An 18,356-nucleotide genomic window follows, 5' to 3' on the forward strand; every position below is an offset into this window, starting at 1 on the left:
CTTCTCTCGCTGAGCAAAGAACATTCAAAGTAATACAAAATGAGAGGAAGCCAAATCGAAATGTATTCATAGCACATTTAAAATCAGAAGGAACCAATAACCTTTACAGTTTGATGAACTCGACGCGGCGGTTTTGCGCTTTGCCTTCTTTGGTTGTGTTGTCCGCAACGGGTTTCGCTTCGCCCATTCCCTTCGTTTCCATTCTGGAAGCGTCAATCTTATACACATTTGCCAGCGCATTTTTTACCGCATTCGCCCGGCGTTGGGACAAATCCAGGTTTTTCGCGTCCTCTCCGTCGCTATCCGTGTAGCCATCAATCCTGACTCTGGCCTGCGCATTCTCCTGCATGACCGAAGCGATTTGTTTCAGCACGGCGGCGCTTTCCGGTTTTATACGATCGGAATTAGCATCGAACAGGATCCCGTTCGTTACCAGCTTTCCTTCGGTAATAAGTTTGCTGCGCATATCGGCGGTGCCTTCCGATACCCTGATATTGGATACATACACCCCTACATTTTCCTCCTGGTTATTGTCCGACATTAAAAAACCCAGGTGGTTGAATGCGGTTTGCGGGGCTATTGCCTGCGGTATGTCGTATACTTTTTCCTCGTTGATCCAGCAGCGCAACCGCTGTTTTTGCACCCAGAACGCCACGTGAAATGGCCGGCGGTAGTTGTTGCTAAATTTTTTCAGGTCCTTATTACCGCCCTCGAAATACATAGCGCCTTTATCGTAACTCTGCACATAAATCGAAGAACGGTCCTCGTAAGCCGGCTGGACAATCAAACTCAATTTGCGCACTTCATTCCCGCCTTGTGCAAAAAGCCTGGCACTTTCCCCGCCGGAAGCCAATTGCAATAGCTGCCATTCAAACCTGGGAAATATGGACCCAAAGTCCTGCTCATCATTACCCATATAAGTGAGCAGCATATCAAATTCGACCGTGAAATTATCGGGCAGTTTCTTAATCTCGGGTGACACAAACTCTCCGATAAACATGCGCATCCATTTGCCTGGCAAACCTTCAATGGTGACCGCCTCACCCCGGTTATTGGTAGCCCAATGCATGGGAAACTCTCCGATCACATCCTGCGAGAAATCCTCCGCGTATCTGACGTGCTCGCCACGCACGAAATCGTAAGACGAGTAGCTTTTGAAGGTCGTGCCGGTATCCGTTGCGGGTACCGGCTGCGCTGTTTCCGTTTCGTCACCTTTCCCGGTTCCTTTCCTTTCGGGCTTTTGCGTGATCGCTTCTTCCACCTTGTCGATGGCCCGGTCCATCGCCTGATCGGCCCGCTGTTCGGCGCGGCCCCTTACTTTGTCGTGAAACCGGTCTAAAACCACCTGAGCCAGACTGTCAGATGCAGAAAAAAGTACAACAGAGAATAAAACAAGAATATTTTTCATAGCCATTTGTGATTTGATGTTACAAAGTAACCTCATCTCATCGGGCCATTTGTGCGAGGCAATACGGATGTTTGAAAATACGTAGAAGTACTTAGATCAGCCAACCTCGTGATTGCAACCGATCAGAAATGATTTTGGTCTTGCACTTGTAAAACGAATCGGACAAACAAAAACGCTGGGCGAAAAACATGAGAACTATTCTAATTCTGACGAGTTTTTTCCTATTCATGGCTTGTACAAAAGAAGAGCCCCGAAGCGAATGGGAAACATTTGATTTCGGTGTTTTCACGGTCGAAGCACCTTCGACATGGAGTAAATTCACTGCGCAGGGTTATGACTCCAAAGTGGGCGGCCTCACCAATCAAAAGGATACGCTTCACTACGATTACGGCATGTATTCCAACCAATTTTTAAGCATAACTTCGCAAACGCACAGCATTACAGAAGGCAATCGCGACGGCTATCCGACGAGAATGGTCACACCGAAAAGGCCCGGTGAAGGGATAATCGGAATCTACTATGACCTCGGCAACCCGCTCAGACTTACGATTTACAGCCGTAGCAGCGATGTGAAGACAGTCATGCAAATCATCCAATCCGTGAAAATTAAATAAGCCGCAAAATCAGAGGCCCGGCGATCAGGGCCCCGATTTTGCGGCTTATATCCGCGTAGCGCCGCCGGAAACGCCCTCAATGGATCCAGAAATCCAACTCCTTCATCCGAATCTGATCAGTCATGTAGTCGGTCATCCACTCTCTGTCGCGGGTAAGGCCGGAAAAGTTGCTGAACTGATTGAACAAAGAGTAGCGCCATCGATAGTGATCATAAACAGCCATGATATTGACAGCATACTGGGCAGCCAGGGACGCGTCTTGAATGATCAGCAAATTTTCGTCGTTGGTCTTGCTGGCCTTAGGCCCAAAGTTGTGCGAGCCCGTAATCACGTAAGGCTTCTCGCCAAAAGGATCTACTACCAACACCTTGCTATGGATGGTGACCATTCCGGCGGATACTTCTTTATACCAAAAGGCAAATGCCTCCGGAATACTCTTCGGCAAGATCGCATCCCAATCCGTTTCCACTTTCTGTCCTTTATGGAAAAAGATCAGCGGCTTGTGCGACGATGCCCCCGGATCCTGATTAATAATTCCGTGGATAAACAGTTTCGGCTTCCGCGCCTGTAAATCCTGTATGTAATTAAAGAAAGTGTTGGCCGGACCCGGATTGAACATCAGAAATAAGACGCTTTGTTGGGCCTCTTCCAAAATACGCTCCACATCCTCCAGGTCTTTGAAATCCCGCGTCGGGGAGAACCAAACGCGGCTGCCGTTATCGGCAAACACTTTCGCTTTCAGGTTATGATGATACAACTTATCCCCATAGCCACTGGCGTTATTTTGCGTGTCGTCCACTAATGCTTGCCATTCTTCCATGTAAATATTGGCCAGCTGTTCATTCTCGATCAGAATTGCATTGTTTACTTGTGCAAACATTCCGCCCGAGGTAATGTTGGTACTTCCCGTCCAGACCTTCAGCGGCTTGCCATTCTTGCAGATCACGATAAACTTGTTGTGCGCGAAATGCTTTTGGGTGACGTCCACAATGCGATCGTACACATCTACCTGAAACTGCTTGATCTTCTTCCTGGAATCTTCATTTTTATCCTCTCCTTTTTTCTTGGCGGCTCCATTAGCCAAAACGACGTGGGCACGCGATCCGATCTGGCAAAGCCTCGTAATGAAGTCTTCCTGATGCAGTTCGTAAAGTGCTGAATAAATGGTTATCTCAGCATCCGATATGACGTCGTCCAGCAGACGGAACAGCCGGTTGTCCAGAAAACCTCCCAGAAAATCCCTGATCCTGTTATTCTCTCCATCAATGATCGCACTCAGGGTGGTTCCCGGCAGCTCATCCGCCAGGCTTTCTTTCATTCTGGAAAAAAACTGGGATGAAACTACCCCCCGGTTGAAATAAGCCTGATACGGAGATTTGTTGCCTTCCAGGTCAACGCCGGTTTGGGCAAAAACATAGGGCGTCCAATCGGATGCATTATTGGTATCTTTTTGCAATTGTATGCCGTCATATAAAATCGGTACAACCTTGTACCGGGCCTTATCTCCGTGACTAATGGAAAAATCCGTCCACACAAAGCGCTGGATAGGCCATTCAAAGCTGGGGCGTTGTTCCCCTTTCCTGAAAGGTTCCCCTTCAAAGCCGATGCGGTTAGGCAGTGCGTCTGCCTCCGCCTCGGTTTCATTGTTCATTTGCTTGTACACGGCAAAACCAATGCAATCCTTGATGGCGCCTTCATACTTCCAGGCGATGATAATCTGGTCGTTGTTGCCAACAGCCCTTACAAAAGGCTTCGCTACCCTGGTTTTTGGTTCCGGCGCCATAGCAGGCACCAGCCTTACTTTTTTTGACATAGTCGGTCGATTTAGGAGGAACACCAATAAGAAAAAGATATACAACAAGTTACCAAAACATCATGGCCATTATTCCCCGATTGCCGTTATCATTTCATGAATTTAGTTTCCGGTTCCCTCCGCTTTCCGCAGTAGGAAATTACCTGCGACAACCTTGTCATCCATATTCATCGAATTTTTTCTATAATGCGGGCGTTTTCCGAATGGCATCCCATTTTAAACAAGGTCTTTTCATGATAATCCAGGAATCCAGAAAATCGTTTGTGAGGCTTCGCTTCAACGCTTTTCAGATTCTTGCATGGAAAATCCGTTCTACGTTATTTATCCGCAGCACGAATGCATTTCGCTTCCAAGTCTCTTTCGCACCTGTTTCTTTGTCTTTTCCTGGTTTTAAACACTGCCATCGCGCAGCAAGTACCAACCATTCCCGGGTACGATGTCAGACACTTTACGGATGAAAACGGTCTGCCGCAAAACAGCGTCAAATCCATCGCGCGCGACGCCCGGGGAAACATCTGGCTGGCTACCGAAAGAGGGTTGGTCCGCTATGACGGGGACCGTTTTGTAAACTTTGACAACCTTGGAAATTCTTTCGCGGCCCGAAGCATTTATGGTTTCAATCTTGATCCCCAAAGTCGCACGAATGATTTCCTGGCGATGACCAGTAACGAAACCTGGATCCGGATCACGGATGGTAAAGCGACGATCGACAGTTCTCTGAGGGGATATCCCCTGTATTGGTCAGCGAATGTTCCAAAAGTTCGCGACCCGCATTTGGTTGAAACACTGCCCGACCTCAACGAGGAGGCGTTAACACATTATCGCCACGGGGTTGCCACTATATATCCCACACCGGAGGGAAGGCATTTCGTATATGACGAGCACAACGTCGGCTACTATGTAAATAACAAACTAACAAAGCTCCTTCCTTTTCCGGGCAGGAGCTTCTTTCGTTTTTTTCGTCTGAATAAAAATCTTTACTACCTGGACGAAAATTTAAATTTAACTCGTTTCCCCGGGACGGGGAACGACTCTCGGCCAGTAAAATCAAAGCTCGCCGGTCCCGTTTCAGCCGGTCCCGACGATCAGTCAACCCGGCAGCATCAGATTTTCTGGAATAATTGTTCCAATCAGGCATTTATAGCTGTCGGCCGGCGCCTGTATTATCTGCAACCAGCCAAAGACGGTTCGGTGGTCAGCACCCTCATTCTGGACGGGTTCGATTTTAGGGAAAGGGGGATTAAGACCCTCTTTTGGGATAGGGACACGGACAGGCTGTTCCTGGGAAGTCAACTCAATGGCCTTTATATAGTCTCCAAAAAGCAGTTCCGCACGGTAATCGATCCATCCGGAAAAGGGTATAACGTACATTACGGACAGGCACTAGCAAATGATAAGGAGATAGCTACTGCCGGAGGAATTGTGTTTTCCCTGGATAGCGGAAGCATGGGAGCGGTGGCGCGGCAAATGAAACTGATCGCTAAATCGGTTGATTGGGACAGGTACAGCATTCTCAAAGACCGTAGCGGCACACTGTGGTGCAAGCGAAGGGAGACTTTGTTCAGATTCGACAGCACTGGTAAACGTATCATTTCTATCTGGACGATGGCGGGTGAAATCAAGCAACTTTATGAAGGCCCGGACGGCAGGATCTGGATTGGTACCGACTTGCTTGGCCTGTATTACATTGATCCCTCCGAACCCGACGCACAGCCCCGCTTTTTCGCGGGCAAGCATTTCCCCAGCATCTCCTGGATTCAGCACCAAACGAACGAAATTCTGTGGGTCGGGACCGGCAAAGGGCTTTACAATATACATTTGCCGTCGAAAAAAATATCCCGCGTCAACAAGCTCGCCGACATCTACATCCGGAGCCTTTACATTCCCGACGGTCGTAACGAAATATGGATTACCACGTACACCAACGGACTATTTCTTTTAAAGGACGGCAAGCTGACGCAGTTTCCGCTTGACAAGAAGCAATACCTCGCCGGCAGCCATTGCATAGTCGAGGACAAAAAAGGATATTTTTGGATCACTACCAACAAGGGGTTGTTTCAAATCAGCCGGGCGGATCTGCTCGCCTATGCAAAGAAACCTTTCGATTTGTATTATCACTACTATGCCAAAACAGACGGTTTTAATACCAATGAATTCAACGGGGGTTGCCAACCTTGCGCATTGCGAACACCGGGAGGGATCGTGTCGCTTCCCTCGATCGATGGGTTGGTCTGGTTCGTTCCGGAACAAATACGGCCGGAGGTTCCCGGGCAGCAGATTTACATCGACGATCCCGACGGCGATGACAGCACATTTGTATTCGACCGGGGTGAGGTTCTGGTCAAAGCGGGAGTACCGCAAATCGTACTGAAGGTAACCACGCCTTACTTTGGTAACCCATACAATTTGAAGATGTCATACAGGCTCTTCAAAGGCGAAGAACCCATGACGGAATGGAAGGTGTTGGAAGAAAGCAGAAAGATCGCTGTTCCGTTTCAGGAAGGAGGAAGCTACACGCTACGTATACGCAAAGCCAACGGGTTTGGTACAGGCAACCATAGTGAGGCGCATTTCGCCATTCATGTCGAAAAGCAATGGCATGAAACCTGGTGGTTCAGGGCGCTGGCGGCCGCGACCGTCCTACTGTCGTTTTACGGCATTTTGAGGCAGCGTGTGAAAAACGTTAAGAGCCAAAACCTGGCCCTGGAAATGAAGGTCAGGGAACGGACCGAACATTTGGAAAGAACGCTCGGCGTTTTGAGCGACTCCGAAAAACAGCTCGAACAACAAGTGAGGTTGCATATCCATATGATCGCGTCCATATCGCACGACATCCGCACGCCGGTAAAGCACATGTCCTACGCACTGGATTACAGTCGGGCCCTGATCAGGGATAACAAGCTGGATAGTGCGGTCGGTTTTATTGGGCAGTTGAAACTGGCGGTTGACAATATGTACCACATGGTAGATAATCTGGTCAACTTCATTAAGCCGGAAATGCACGGAACGACCACCAGCGTGGTGCAGGTAAAACTGCAAGACGCGGTCAACGAAAAGGTCGCGCTCTTCAAGCCGGTCCTTGGCACCAGCAACGGCACCATCCAGGTAACAATCTCCCCTGACGAGACTGTCGTTACCGACCGGAACCTTCTCGCCATTATTATCCATAATCTGATCGACAATGCCATCAAAGCCCACGACGGCAATTCTATCCATATTTACACAAAACACCGGCCAGGAGAATTACACCTTGTTTTTCAAGACAACGGCCCGGGAATGCCCGCCGAGCTGTTGCAGTGGCTCAATGCGTCCGACGAGCGGGATACAAGTCTGCCGGCCGGCTACCAGGGGCTCGGGTTGCTGCTGCTGAAACAGATTTCGAAAACACTGCGTTTAACCATCCACGTGACGAACAAGCCCGGCGCGTGCATTCACCTGATATTCAAACAAACCGGTACGGATAACGAAACTCACAAATGATCTGCCGTCTTTTCTTCCAGATACCAGAATTTTTTGGCAAGGTCTATGATGTTATCGACTTTCATTTTTTTGAAAATCCGGTTCTTTTGTGTCCCAACTGTGGAAATTTTGACATTCAGCTCCTCCGCAATGGCTTTGAGCCATTTGCCGGTTAGGAGTAGTCCGAGTACTTCGCGTTCCCTTGGAGTCAGCGACGCGGCTGGGTCGGTCTGCATGGCCTTGCCTTCCATCAGATTGCTGAGCATGGCATCTTTGACCTTCGTACTGATGTATTTTTTGTTCTCCATGACCGCCCGGATTGCTGTTACGGCCTCGCCATCGAAGCTGTTTTTATGCAGAAAGCCGTTGGCGCCCCTGTGCAGGCAAATGGGGGCGTTCATCAGTTCATCCCTACCTGAACATACCAGGATCCTCACATCCTGCTGTACGGCCCGGTAGGAATCAATCATTTCCGGTCCGCGGGTCCCCGGGATCGCAAGATCCAGGATAAGCAAGTCGGCCGGCTGTTTCGCCAGGGCATCGAGCCCTTCGGTAAACGTGTAAGCAAGGGTAAATGTCGAATTCTCGATCACCGTCTTGGCGATAGATTGTAACCCAATGGCCATCATCGGGTGATCATCGACGATCAGTATATGGTGCATAATCTGCTATTGTAAAATATTCGCAATATCCGCAAAAAAGGTAGGGGCCCTACTTTCCTAATGAACAATTCGTAGCGACTGGTAGTAATATTTCGATTTATGTTCTTCATCAGCCTAATTAGGTTTGTACCGATCCTGGAAACAGCAGGCCGGATGCCTGCAACAAGTTTCGCATAACACTTTATAACATAAACACATGGAAACAAAAATTCTATTATTCAAATCTTCGCGGGCAAAAATAACCTCTGCACTGCTTGGTACTGCATTACTGCTAGGCTCTTCTGCCGCTTTTGCACAGGTAAAAATCGGGACTAATCCTACCACCATTGAACCTAATTCGAATCTGGAAGTAGAAGCTTCTACACCGGGACGTAAAATGAAGGTCGATAAAACAACCGGCCAGGTATCCATCGCCGACGGTACCGAGGGCGCCGGGAAAGTGCTTACCTCGGATGCGGCTGGCGGCACAAGCTGGCAATATCCTTTGTCTGGCGCCATGGTCAATGGCACCACCGGAAATCAGGTAACTGTTACCAATACGGGAACGTTTCAAACCTCTTCCGGGGCATCGATTACACTACCCAGAGCGGGCACTTATATGGTGACTGCTCAATGGACGATGCCGACCGCTGCCACAACTTACCCTGTCGGCAACCAAGCTTTTATCAACACCGCTTTATCGACAAGCCCGGCTAGCTATGATCCGGTGGGCGTAGCAGCGGAATGGTTGGTTATAGCAGGCGGTGCATACCATACAACACCGGCGTTCAGAGTGACTGTTGCAGGCCCTCAAACGCTTTATTTCTGGTTTCAAACCGGCTTTTTTAGCGGTGAGCTGCGATTTACTGAGACCTATGCCATCGGGCCATTCTAATTGCTTCCCATCTATTGACACACATGATTAAATCACTACTTAAAATGAAGACGAAACAACTATTATCATCAATTGTTACTCTAAAAACACGCTATGCGGCTATCATCGGGATTGTAACGCTTCTCGCCTCGCCTGGCGCTTTCGCGCAGGTCAAAATCGGGACAAACCCGACGACCATCGAGCCTAACTCCAACCTGGAAGTGGAAGCCTCCACTGCGGGCCGTAAGATGAAAGTGGATAAAACAACTGGCCAGGTAACGATTACCGACGGTACTCAGGGAGCCGGCAAAGTGTTTACCTCCGACGCCAATGGTGGTGGAAGCTGGCAACAAGTACCGGGACAAACCACCGAAGTTATGCTGAGTGTAAATGGATCTCAATCCATTGGCGGCGTAATAACAGCATTCGATTTTGCGAATGCCCGCTATGACAGGGGCGGAAATTTTAATCTGACGACAAACGTTTTCACAGCACCTACTGCGGGACTTTACTTATTTAATGTGAGTGACAATGTTGGCAATGACCTATCTAACGCCTATGTCGCCTGGGGACGACTAAACCGTACAGGAAACGCAGGTTTATTGGAGGCTGGGGATTTTAATATGGCATTAGCCGCAGGCATCGGGGGGACGGGCACCATTACTACAATGGTTTACCTTAATGCTGGTCAAGGAGTAGTGTATGAAGTGTCAAGTAACGTGGGTAATGTGCCCAGAACGCGGAATGTCATTCTTCAGATAACCAAACTTTCAAACTGAGCTGAATTTGTGACGGGACGCTCCTCGAGTCAAAAAGAAGCGCTTTTGAACACAACTCTTTTCATCAAACATCAAACAGACGTTACAATGACTCAAAACTATACCATTTCATCCCGAAAAGGATGGATCAGCACGGCTATGTCAACGGCCTTGCTCCTGTTTGGGCAGCTCGCCCAGGCCCAGGAAGGCAGCCAGGGAAACACGACGATCTTCGGCGGTGCCCAGATGACTTTTTTCAGCAATCATAACTTCGTGACCGGAGGCGGAGGCGCACAGCCGGGCGTAATCCTGACCGAACGCGCCGCGGGGAACTTCGGTGTGCTCAACTTTGCCGGCGACAACCTTACCTCCACCGGTGCATCCGACGCAGGTTATGTGGACGGCTACGTGCGCAAGTACGGCGCGGGCACATTCGTATTTCCTGTCGGCGACAATGGCTTCCTCGGCCAGTTCGCAGCTTCGGCCGACGGCGTCATGGGTGCTTATTTTCACGCCGACGCGAACACCGCCGTCACCAGTAACCTTTTCACCGGATCCGATTATGCTGCCCTCCCCAGCGGGGGCCCGTTTGCGACCAGCAGCATGGGTACCAATGTGGATGTCGTGAGTACGGTCGAATACTGGGACATCGACGGCGCCAACGCCACACCGCTCACCTTGACGTGGGATGCCGGCAGTGCTATCGGTGCATTGACAACCAACGACCTCAGTAAGCTCACGATCGTCGGATGGAACGGGACGCAATGGGTAGCCATCCCGTCCAAAGTAGATGCAACATCGGTTTTAGGCGGCACCAGCGACCTCACGACCGGCTCGATCACCACGCTCTCACCACTCGCACCCGACACCTACACTGCCTACACATTTGCGTCGCTCATTGTGCCGCTGCCAGTCACGTTAACGAAATTTAGCGCAGCTGCGGAAGGCAGAACCGTATTACTCAGCTGGTCGACCACCGAAGAAACCAACAGCGACCGGTTCGATATCGAACGCAGCCAGAACGGTAAACAATGGACCCGCATCGCTTCGGTGGCGTCGCAGGGCGATAGCAAAGTGCTCGTCAATTACTCCCACGTGGACGCCAGTCCGCTGGCCGGCCAGAATTATTACCGGCTTAAAATGATCGACCGCGCCGCGGACGGCCTGGACGGCGCGTTTGCGTATAGCAGCATCCGTAAGGTCACATTTCAAAGTGAAGCAGGCGTAGCACCATACCCGAATCCTACGGTAGATAAAATCCTGATCCGTAATCATGAGTTGGTCAAACACGTAGATATTCTAAATGCGAGCGGTGTAAGGCTGATCCGAAACCAGCAGCCGTCGCCCGCCGGCATTGATGTAACAAAGCTTCCCCAAGGCATTTACATCGTAACCATGACCCTGTTTGACGGCACTATCAGCACACACAAAATAGCCGTTAGCAGGTAATAACGGGGATGAGAGTCCGGACGGCGATATCGCTGGCCGGACTTTCCATTTATTCCAGCCGCTGATTGCGCAAGCACCATGTAGATGAATAACCCTACCCAACCATGACCATATTAATCGTTACCGATAATCATTTGTTTTCCCTGGCATTACGCGCAATCATTAAAAATCAATATCCCAACGGCACCATTGTTGAAACCGACCGCCTTCGGAACGCCGTTGGACTGTCGCAGGCGACGGAAATCCATGCGATGATCCTCGATATAGGCGCAGCCGACGCAAAGAATACCGACCTGATTGAGGATTTCAAAAAAGCGAATCCGCAGGCGGCTGTGCTGGTAAACCTTGGCGACCAGACCCAATTCATGTACAAATTCATCCGGGCCGGTGCTATGGCACTGTTTTCCAACAAATCCCTGCCCGAAGAAATTAAAGAAGGCCTCAAGCACGCTGAAAGCCACCTCAGGTATATCAGTTCCGATATCCAGCAAGAGCTGTTGTTCCATATTGTGGAGAAGCCTATCAACCGCACCCTGACGAAACGGGAAGAGTTAATGGCTGATTTGTTGGTTGCCAACAAATCACACCAGGAGGTCGCGGCCATCACCGGGACCAGCTCCAAAAGTGTAGGCTACTACAAGCGCCGCATCTTCCAAAAACTGGAAGTGGGCAATTTGCTTGACCTTGCCGTGAAACTTAACAAGGTTTTGATCAACAAGGAAAGCGGCAAGTAAACTACAAATTAAACGGCACAGCCGCTCCATGCGGGCCACTATGCACGCACGACCTCATTATCTAACCACTAACCGACTGCCTATGAAATAAAGAAACATCCGGCCCCCCAACCAAATCTAGATTATTCATTTAACTATCAGTTATGCAAAAACGATTTCTACTGTTTCTGGCCCTTTGGGGTTGGACAGCGTTTATGGCATCGGCGCAGAAGACAAAAGACAGCGCCATGCCTCCGTCTGTTATGCACCCTGCCGGGCAGGTGAGCAAAGACAAGACTGCGCAATGGCTTCGGGATGCCGCTGGTGCTGGCTTCACCGAAAACAAGGGACAGCTGGTTAACCAGGCCGGCAAGCCCAACAGAGCAGCAAAATACCTGCTGAATATGCCGGGGCTCAATGTACAGCTACGGCAAACGGGTTTCAGTTATGATACCTACACCGCTAAAAACAAATTTCATCGGGTCGATATCGAATTGCAAGGCGCTAATCCGACGGCGGTGGTGACCACGGGTCCGGCAGTTTCGGAGCCGGTCAATGCGATCAACGGGAATGGGGCATATTACGGCATCCGCAAATATGCCAGTGTTACCTATCACGATATTTATCCCGGCATTGACCTGGAATTTGTCGCACGCAAAGGCACGGACAAACCCGTTGAATACAATTTCATCGTACGACCGGGCGCCGACGCCTCAAAAATCAATCTGAAATACAGGGGCGCCAAACAAACTGTCCTTCAAAACGGTCGGATTGTAATGGACCTCAACCATGGCAGTCTCAGCGAAAACATTCCGGCCAGCTGGATCAGCCAAACCGGTAAGAAACTCGATGTGCGGTACAAAGCACTGAATGGCGACGTGTACGCATTCAACGTACCGGCCTACGACAAAAGCAGAACACTGATCATCGATCCTACGCCGCAGCTCGAATGGGCCACTTATTTCGGAGGAACGGCAGCGGATCAGCTTGCGGCTGTGGTAACGGATAGCCAGGGCAACATTTATGTAACAGGCAATACCGCCAGTGCTGCGGGCGTCGCTACCGCGGGAGCCTACGACGGAACTTACGGCGGCGGCACTACCGATGCATTCCTTGCCAAATTCAACAATGCAGGTCAGCGGATCTGGGCTACTTACTATGGGGGAACCGGTGCAGACTTAGCCACCGCCATCACCATTAAGGGCAACTCGTTGTACATTGGTGGAACAACCACCAGTGCCGGGATGGCCACCGCTGGCGCGCATCAGACCACGCAGACCGCTGCCAATCAGAATACCGGCTTTTTGGCCCGTTTTGATGCAACGACAGGGCAGCGCACCTGGGGAAGCTATTTTGGAGGGAGTATGGCATTCTTGCCATCCAGGATCGCTGTCGATGATCAGAACAATTTTTACGCATATGGAAGCATCATCACCGGAACTCAATCGCCTCCCGGGATAGACATTGCTACGCCCGGGACATTCCGACCGGCCCTTCCCAGCCCCATTGTCATCAACCAGGTCCAATCTGCTCTGGTCAAGTTCAATGACGCCGGAGTAAGGCAATGGGGTACCTTCATTGATTTCAGCCAGGTTACGAACGCCACGACCTCTTATCTCGGTGCGATGGATCTCGATGGCGATGGCCAGATATACGTCTCGGGAGCAACCACCAGCCCGGACCTCGCCGCCAATGCCTCGCAAGGGCAAACTAAAAACACGTCGTCCGATGGTTTTATATTGAAAATGGACAAAACCAACGGGCAACGTACCTGGGGACGCTACTTTGGCGGTGTTCAAAGTGATTATATACATGACATGCACATCGATAAGGCTGGTCAGACTATCTACACTGTTGGCCAGACAAAGAGTGCGTCAGGGATCAGTACTCCGGGTACATTCATCGAAACCATGCCTGCCGGTCTGGAGACCGCCGGTATTCTCGTAAGAAGTACCTTTTTGGCCAGCTTCGATTTAAGTGGTACCCAAAAAATGGGTACGTACCTGACGACATCCATCTCAGCAATGACGATTGCTATCAGTATAACGCAGGACAATGCGGGTAACCTGGTCCTTATGGGCCAGTCCAACGATGCCGGTGCAGCACTGGCTACCGATTGTTCTTACAAACCTGGCCCAATCGGAAGCACCGATGTATTCGTCAACCGGTTTACTCCGCAAGGTCAACGCATCTGGGGTACCTATCTGGGAACCACGGCCGTCGACGCCATTTATGGATTCGGAAGCGTAGCCGACGCGAGAGGTAAAAATATTGCAACGGATCCGCAGGGAAATATCATCGTTACCTACTACACATCAGGTGCAGGAGCAGCGACATCGGGCTCGTATCAATCCAGCCTGGCGGGAGGTACCGATGCCGTCATTGCCAAATTTAACGATGGCTCCCTACCCGACAACTTCGCGGTTTCTGCGAGTACATTGGCGCCCCTTACTCAGACAGCGTGTATCCTGGGTATTCCCGGATTGATCACAGGTAATGCAGTTGGCGTTACAACCCCTGCCAATTTTCAGGGAAAGGTGTTTTACCAATGGCAAAAGTCCAGCAGCGCTACGGGCCCCTGGGAAGATATGCCTGGTGAAGTTTTCAAAGACTTGCAACCCCTGGCCTCGCAAACGACGCTTTACTATCGCCGATTGGTGAAAGTGAATGCGGAGCTCTGTAATCAGGAAACCGTGGACAGCTCGCAGGTAGCTACGGTGAACATCAGTTCGAGCGTATCCCCCATTGCTAATGCCGACGGCCCGCAGTGGTACGTCTGCGGTGCGGGCGCGAACACCGTGGCCCTGAACGGCTCAGCTTCCGGAGGCTCAGGCAGTGGCTACAACTATACCTGGTTTGAAGGCAGCACCAGCGAGGGTACGCCTTTGGCTACAACCGCTTCCTGGACAACCCCTGCCATCACGCAGGCAACGACGTATACCCTAAAGGTTGCTGACGCGGCGGGTTGTGTGGACATCGATCAGGTCACCGTGGTGCCGGCCGTTGCCAACGCGGGCACCGACAAATCCTTCTGTCAGGGAGCCACCGGCGTTCAGATCGGTACCACCCCGATCGCCAGCCCGTCCATTTCTTATGTATGGACGAGCATTTCGGGCGACCCGGTGTCGACCCTGAGCTGCACCACCTGCGCGCAGCCCGTCGCCAATCCGGCTGCGACAACTGTTTACCGTTTGACGGTAACCGTTCAGCAAAAAGGCGGCGGCACTTGTGTTACTACCGACGACGTGACCGTAACCCCGGTTACAGCACCTAACAACACGCTCGCATTCGCCGGTACCGACAAAACGATTTGTAAAAACACTTCGGTAACACTCGGAGGCACCGCGGATAATACATTTGCTTACACCTGGACGTCTGGTCAGTACCTGTCGGCATCGCAGGTTGCGAATCCCGTTTTCAATGCAGGAACAGCGGCAGTCGCAGGCGGCGCGATCAACTACACGGTCACTGCCATTAAAAATGGCTGCGCATTCACCGATGAAGTGAAAGTTTCGGTCCTTAACTCGCGGATCAGCGACCAGGATCAAACCATCTGCGGACCGGCGTGGAGTTATCATATGGACGAGGACAATGCACCGGGAACTACCTATACATGGAGCATGGTATCGGGTGACGGCACCATTCTGCAGACTTCCAGCAATGGCAAGAACGCTTACCTGAAAAGCAACAGCGGCGTGACGCGTTTCAGACGGACCGTTACATTGAACGGTGTTACCTGTACGGCCGACGTGCTGGTGCAACCTTGCACGGGCACCGGCGGTTGCGATTTCGAAATTGCGACGCTTTCCGGACAGGGCTGTCCCAAAGTGTTCGGGCCTGTGGGTCTCAAACTCGGAACTACGGTTGCGAATCCATCGGACTATAATTTCTCGTGGAGCCCTGCCAACCTGGTGGACAATGCCCATGCCGCGACGGTAAACATTACCTCTACCGCACAGGCGACCATCACCGTGACGATCACCAATAAATACGATGCGTCGATCACCTGCTTCAAATCCATTGTGATCAACCCGCCGGGATGGTCATTGCCTGTGTTTACCGCGGCGGATAAATTTACCTGTCCCAATACCTCGATTCAGATTGGCAGCGTTGGCAATGCGGGCTTTACTTACGCCTGGCAGCCTGCGATCAGTCTCAACGACCCTACTCTGTCGAATCCGACAGCTACCGTCGCTGCTACTACGGAATTCCATGTATTGATTACAGAAACAGCCTCGGGTTGCGTTAACCGCGATACTGTCACCGTAACTGTAACAGCCCCTGTTGCCGCTGCCGGCAACGACCGTGCTGTTTGTAATGGTGCTACCGTCACTTTGGGCTCCCCTGCCCCGGCGGGTACCAACTGGACGTACTCCTGGGAACCATCCAATGCAGCGTGGACCAATGGTACCGGCCCTACCGACGCGCAGCCGCAGGTGCAGTTCGCATCCGCTTCGCCCCAAAGCTTCATAGTGACGGTCACCGACCCATTGTCGAACTGCGTGGCCAAGGACACCGTCGTTTTAAGCAACACCATTACAGCCGGTGAATATGCAGGCGCTGCCCAAACTACCTGCCAGGGAGCAGCGGTGCAATTGGGTCGCGAAGCCGAGCCATTTGCGCAATACGAATGGTTTATGGCCGATGGCGTGACGCCAGCGACCGGACTGAGCAGCAATACCGTTGCCAACCCGACCGTACTTAACCCGACCGTTACCACGACCTACACCGTCAAGGTAAGCTATCCGGGCTGCTCGACCCCAATGAGCGACCAGGTGACGCTGACCGTCAATCCGGTGACCGGCCTCGAACTGGCAGACCAAACCGTGTGCCCTGCCGGCCCGATCACCATCGGTTATGGCGCTGCCGGCAATCCGGCGGCTCCTGCGGGTGCAACCTACGCGTGGTCCCCTGCAACCGGCCTGAGCGCTACGAACGTGGCTAACCCAACTGCGACGGTTACCAGCGAAATCACCTACACAGTGACTGTAACCCTGGCTAGCGGCTGTATTTTCACCGATCAGGTTAAAGTTAGCCCGTCGGCTAATGCAGGTTCGGATGCAATCATTTGTCCGGGCGAATCTACGACCATCGGTACAGCGGCGATTGCCGGTGCCACTTACTCCTGGACTGGTGCCGGGATCGTAGGCGCGGCCAATGTGGCACAGCCGACCGTAAAACCGACTGTGACGACAACGTACCAGGTAAGTGTGACCCTGAATGGCTGTACGACCACCGATGACGTAGTGGTAACGGTAAATACACCTGCCAACTTTGCCATTACCGGTAACACCGCGATTTGCGAAGGTGGCGTGGCGACACTATCGCTGGCTGGAACTCCTGCTGCGAATACAACATGGCAATGGAGCCCGCTGACCGGTGTGGCAAGTCCGAATGCGACCTCTACAACCGTAAATGCCGCTTCGACCCAGACTTACCGTCTGACGCAGACCAACCTGTTGACCGGTTGCAGCAATTACAAAGAAGTGGTGCTGGTTGTAAATTCAAACACCATTGCCGCGACAACCGGCGACCTGGCACTTTGCGAAGGCACTTCTGCCCCGCTGCCATTGAATGTAACTTCTTCGGGTAACTATTCTTATGCATGGAGCCCATCGGTAGGTCTTTCCAATGCATTTGTTGCCAATCCTACTGTTACGACTGGTTCTCCAAGGACTTACACCGTAACTGTGACCGATAATGCAAGCCAATGCCAATTGGTGAAACAAGTGAATGTGACGATCAATGCGCCTGAGGCTTGTTTTGCACCGGTAACCCTGACCGGTAATGTATTCCATGATGCCAACGCATTGAAAGATGTGACCGTCAACAGCACCGCTACCGACCCGTCGATCCCGACCGGCTTGTACGTGACGTTGGTGGATAGCACCGGTGCGGCCGTGAAAACAGTGCCCGTGAATGCAGACGGCACTTACGATTTCGGTGTGACCGCTCCCGGCGATTACAGCATCGTATTGCACCAGACTTCGACCGGCTCTACTACGCCAAGCCTGCCAACGGGCTGGGTGAACACGGGCGAGAACCTGGGCGCAGGTGTAGGTAGCGATGCAGGCGTGAACGGTATCCTTACCGGCGTGACCGTAGCAGGTACCAATGTGACCAATGCCAACTTCGGTATCCAGCTGCCTCCGGTCACTACGGGCGGCACCGAGCCTACCCAGCCAAACCCGGGTGGCACGACGAAGGTCGATTTGACCTCGCATTTCGGACTGAGCGATACCGACGGAACTGTGAGTTCGATCACTTTCACCGAGTTCCCTGCCGACGTGACCACGATCACCATCAACGGCACGACCTACGTCGCTCCGGGCACTACGCCGGGCGCGGGCCAGCAGGTTTGGCCGGCAGCGGGCGTAACGATCCCACCAGCAGGTCTTTCCGTACTGGTTGACCCTGTCGATGGCGGTGCAGTCGTAGAGATCCCGTTCTTTGTGACCGACAACGGCGGACTGGAGAGTAATGTCAGCACCGTAACCGCTGATTTCACTGTCCCAACCGTACAGCTCTCGGGTAACGTATTCCACGATGCCAATGCATTGACAGACAGCACGGTGAACACTACGGGCTCCGTAACTACCATCCCGACAGGTCTGTTCGTCACATTAG

10 protein-coding genes are annotated in these 18,356 nt (G+C 51.7%); 7 read left to right on the forward strand and 3 right to left on the reverse strand.

The genetic code is table 11. The annotated features are described in order from the left end of the window. Positions 1–103 precede the first annotated feature (103 nt). The gene (locus tag J7619_RS01220) at positions 104–1,408 is read right to left on the reverse strand and encodes an OmpA family protein (RefSeq protein ID WP_291193090.1); all 1,305 of its coding nucleotides are present in this window, start codon (positions 1,406–1,408) and stop codon (positions 104–106) included. A 188-nt stretch (positions 1,409–1,596) separates the two neighbouring features. Between J7619_RS01220 and J7619_RS01225 the strand changes: the two genes are divergently transcribed. After that, positions 1,597–2,022 carry a hypothetical protein gene (locus J7619_RS01225; protein WP_291193092.1) on the forward strand — a complete coding sequence of 142 codons (426 nt, stop codon included), beginning with the start codon at positions 1,597–1,599 and terminating at the stop codon, positions 2,020–2,022. A 76-nt stretch (positions 2,023–2,098) separates the two neighbouring features. On the opposite strand, the gene J7619_RS01230 is transcribed toward J7619_RS01225, so the two are convergent. Further along, positions 2,099–3,835 carry a phospholipase D-like domain-containing protein gene (locus J7619_RS01230; RefSeq protein WP_291193094.1) on the reverse strand — a complete coding sequence of 579 codons (1,737 nt, stop codon included), beginning with the start codon at positions 3,833–3,835 and terminating at the stop codon, positions 2,099–2,101. Between the two features lie 336 nt (positions 3,836–4,171). Here J7619_RS01230 and J7619_RS01235 point away from each other — a divergent pair, with 336 nt between their 5' ends. Continuing rightward, entirely contained in the window at positions 4,172–7,315 is a 3,144-nt protein-coding gene (locus J7619_RS01235; RefSeq protein WP_291193096.1) for a two-component regulator propeller domain-containing protein, read from the forward strand. Here the strand turns inward: J7619_RS01235 and J7619_RS01240 are convergent. Further along, the gene (locus tag J7619_RS01240) at positions 7,306–7,956 is read right to left on the reverse strand and encodes a response regulator transcription factor (protein ID WP_291193098.1); all 651 of its coding nucleotides are present in this window, start codon (positions 7,954–7,956) and stop codon (positions 7,306–7,308) included. The two genes, J7619_RS01235 and J7619_RS01240, sit on opposite strands and share 10 nt — an antisense overlap. A gap of 196 nt (positions 7,957–8,152) precedes the next feature. On the opposite strand from J7619_RS01240, the gene J7619_RS01245 reads away from it, so the two are divergent. The 5 genes from J7619_RS01245 to J7619_RS01265 form a co-directional block, all read left to right on the forward strand. Continuing rightward, positions 8,153–8,830 carry a hypothetical protein gene (locus J7619_RS01245; protein WP_291193100.1) on the forward strand — a complete coding sequence of 226 codons (678 nt, stop codon included), beginning with the start codon at positions 8,153–8,155 and terminating at the stop codon, positions 8,828–8,830. A gap of 44 nt (positions 8,831–8,874) precedes the next feature. After that, entirely contained in the window at positions 8,875–9,588 is a 714-nt protein-coding gene (locus tag J7619_RS01250) for a hypothetical protein (protein WP_291193102.1), read from the forward strand. An 87-nt stretch (positions 9,589–9,675) separates the two neighbouring features. Further along, positions 9,676–11,016, forward strand: coding sequence for a T9SS type A sorting domain-containing protein (locus tag J7619_RS01255; protein WP_291193104.1), 1,341 nt, complete (start codon positions 9,676–9,678; stop codon positions 11,014–11,016). Positions 11,017–11,120: 104 nt separating this feature from the next. Then, positions 11,121–11,750 (forward strand): response regulator transcription factor, encoded by a 630-nt coding sequence (locus J7619_RS01260; protein WP_291193106.1) that lies wholly within the window; start codon positions 11,121–11,123, stop codon positions 11,748–11,750. A gap of 143 nt (positions 11,751–11,893) precedes the next feature. Further along, a partial coding sequence (locus J7619_RS01265) for an SBBP repeat-containing protein (protein ID WP_291193108.1) occupies positions 11,894–18,356 on the forward strand: 6,463 nt, incomplete at its 3' end.

Source organism: Dyadobacter sp. (assembly GCF_017744695.1).
Taxonomy (GTDB): Bacteria; Bacteroidota; Bacteroidia; order Cytophagales; family Spirosomataceae; genus Dyadobacter.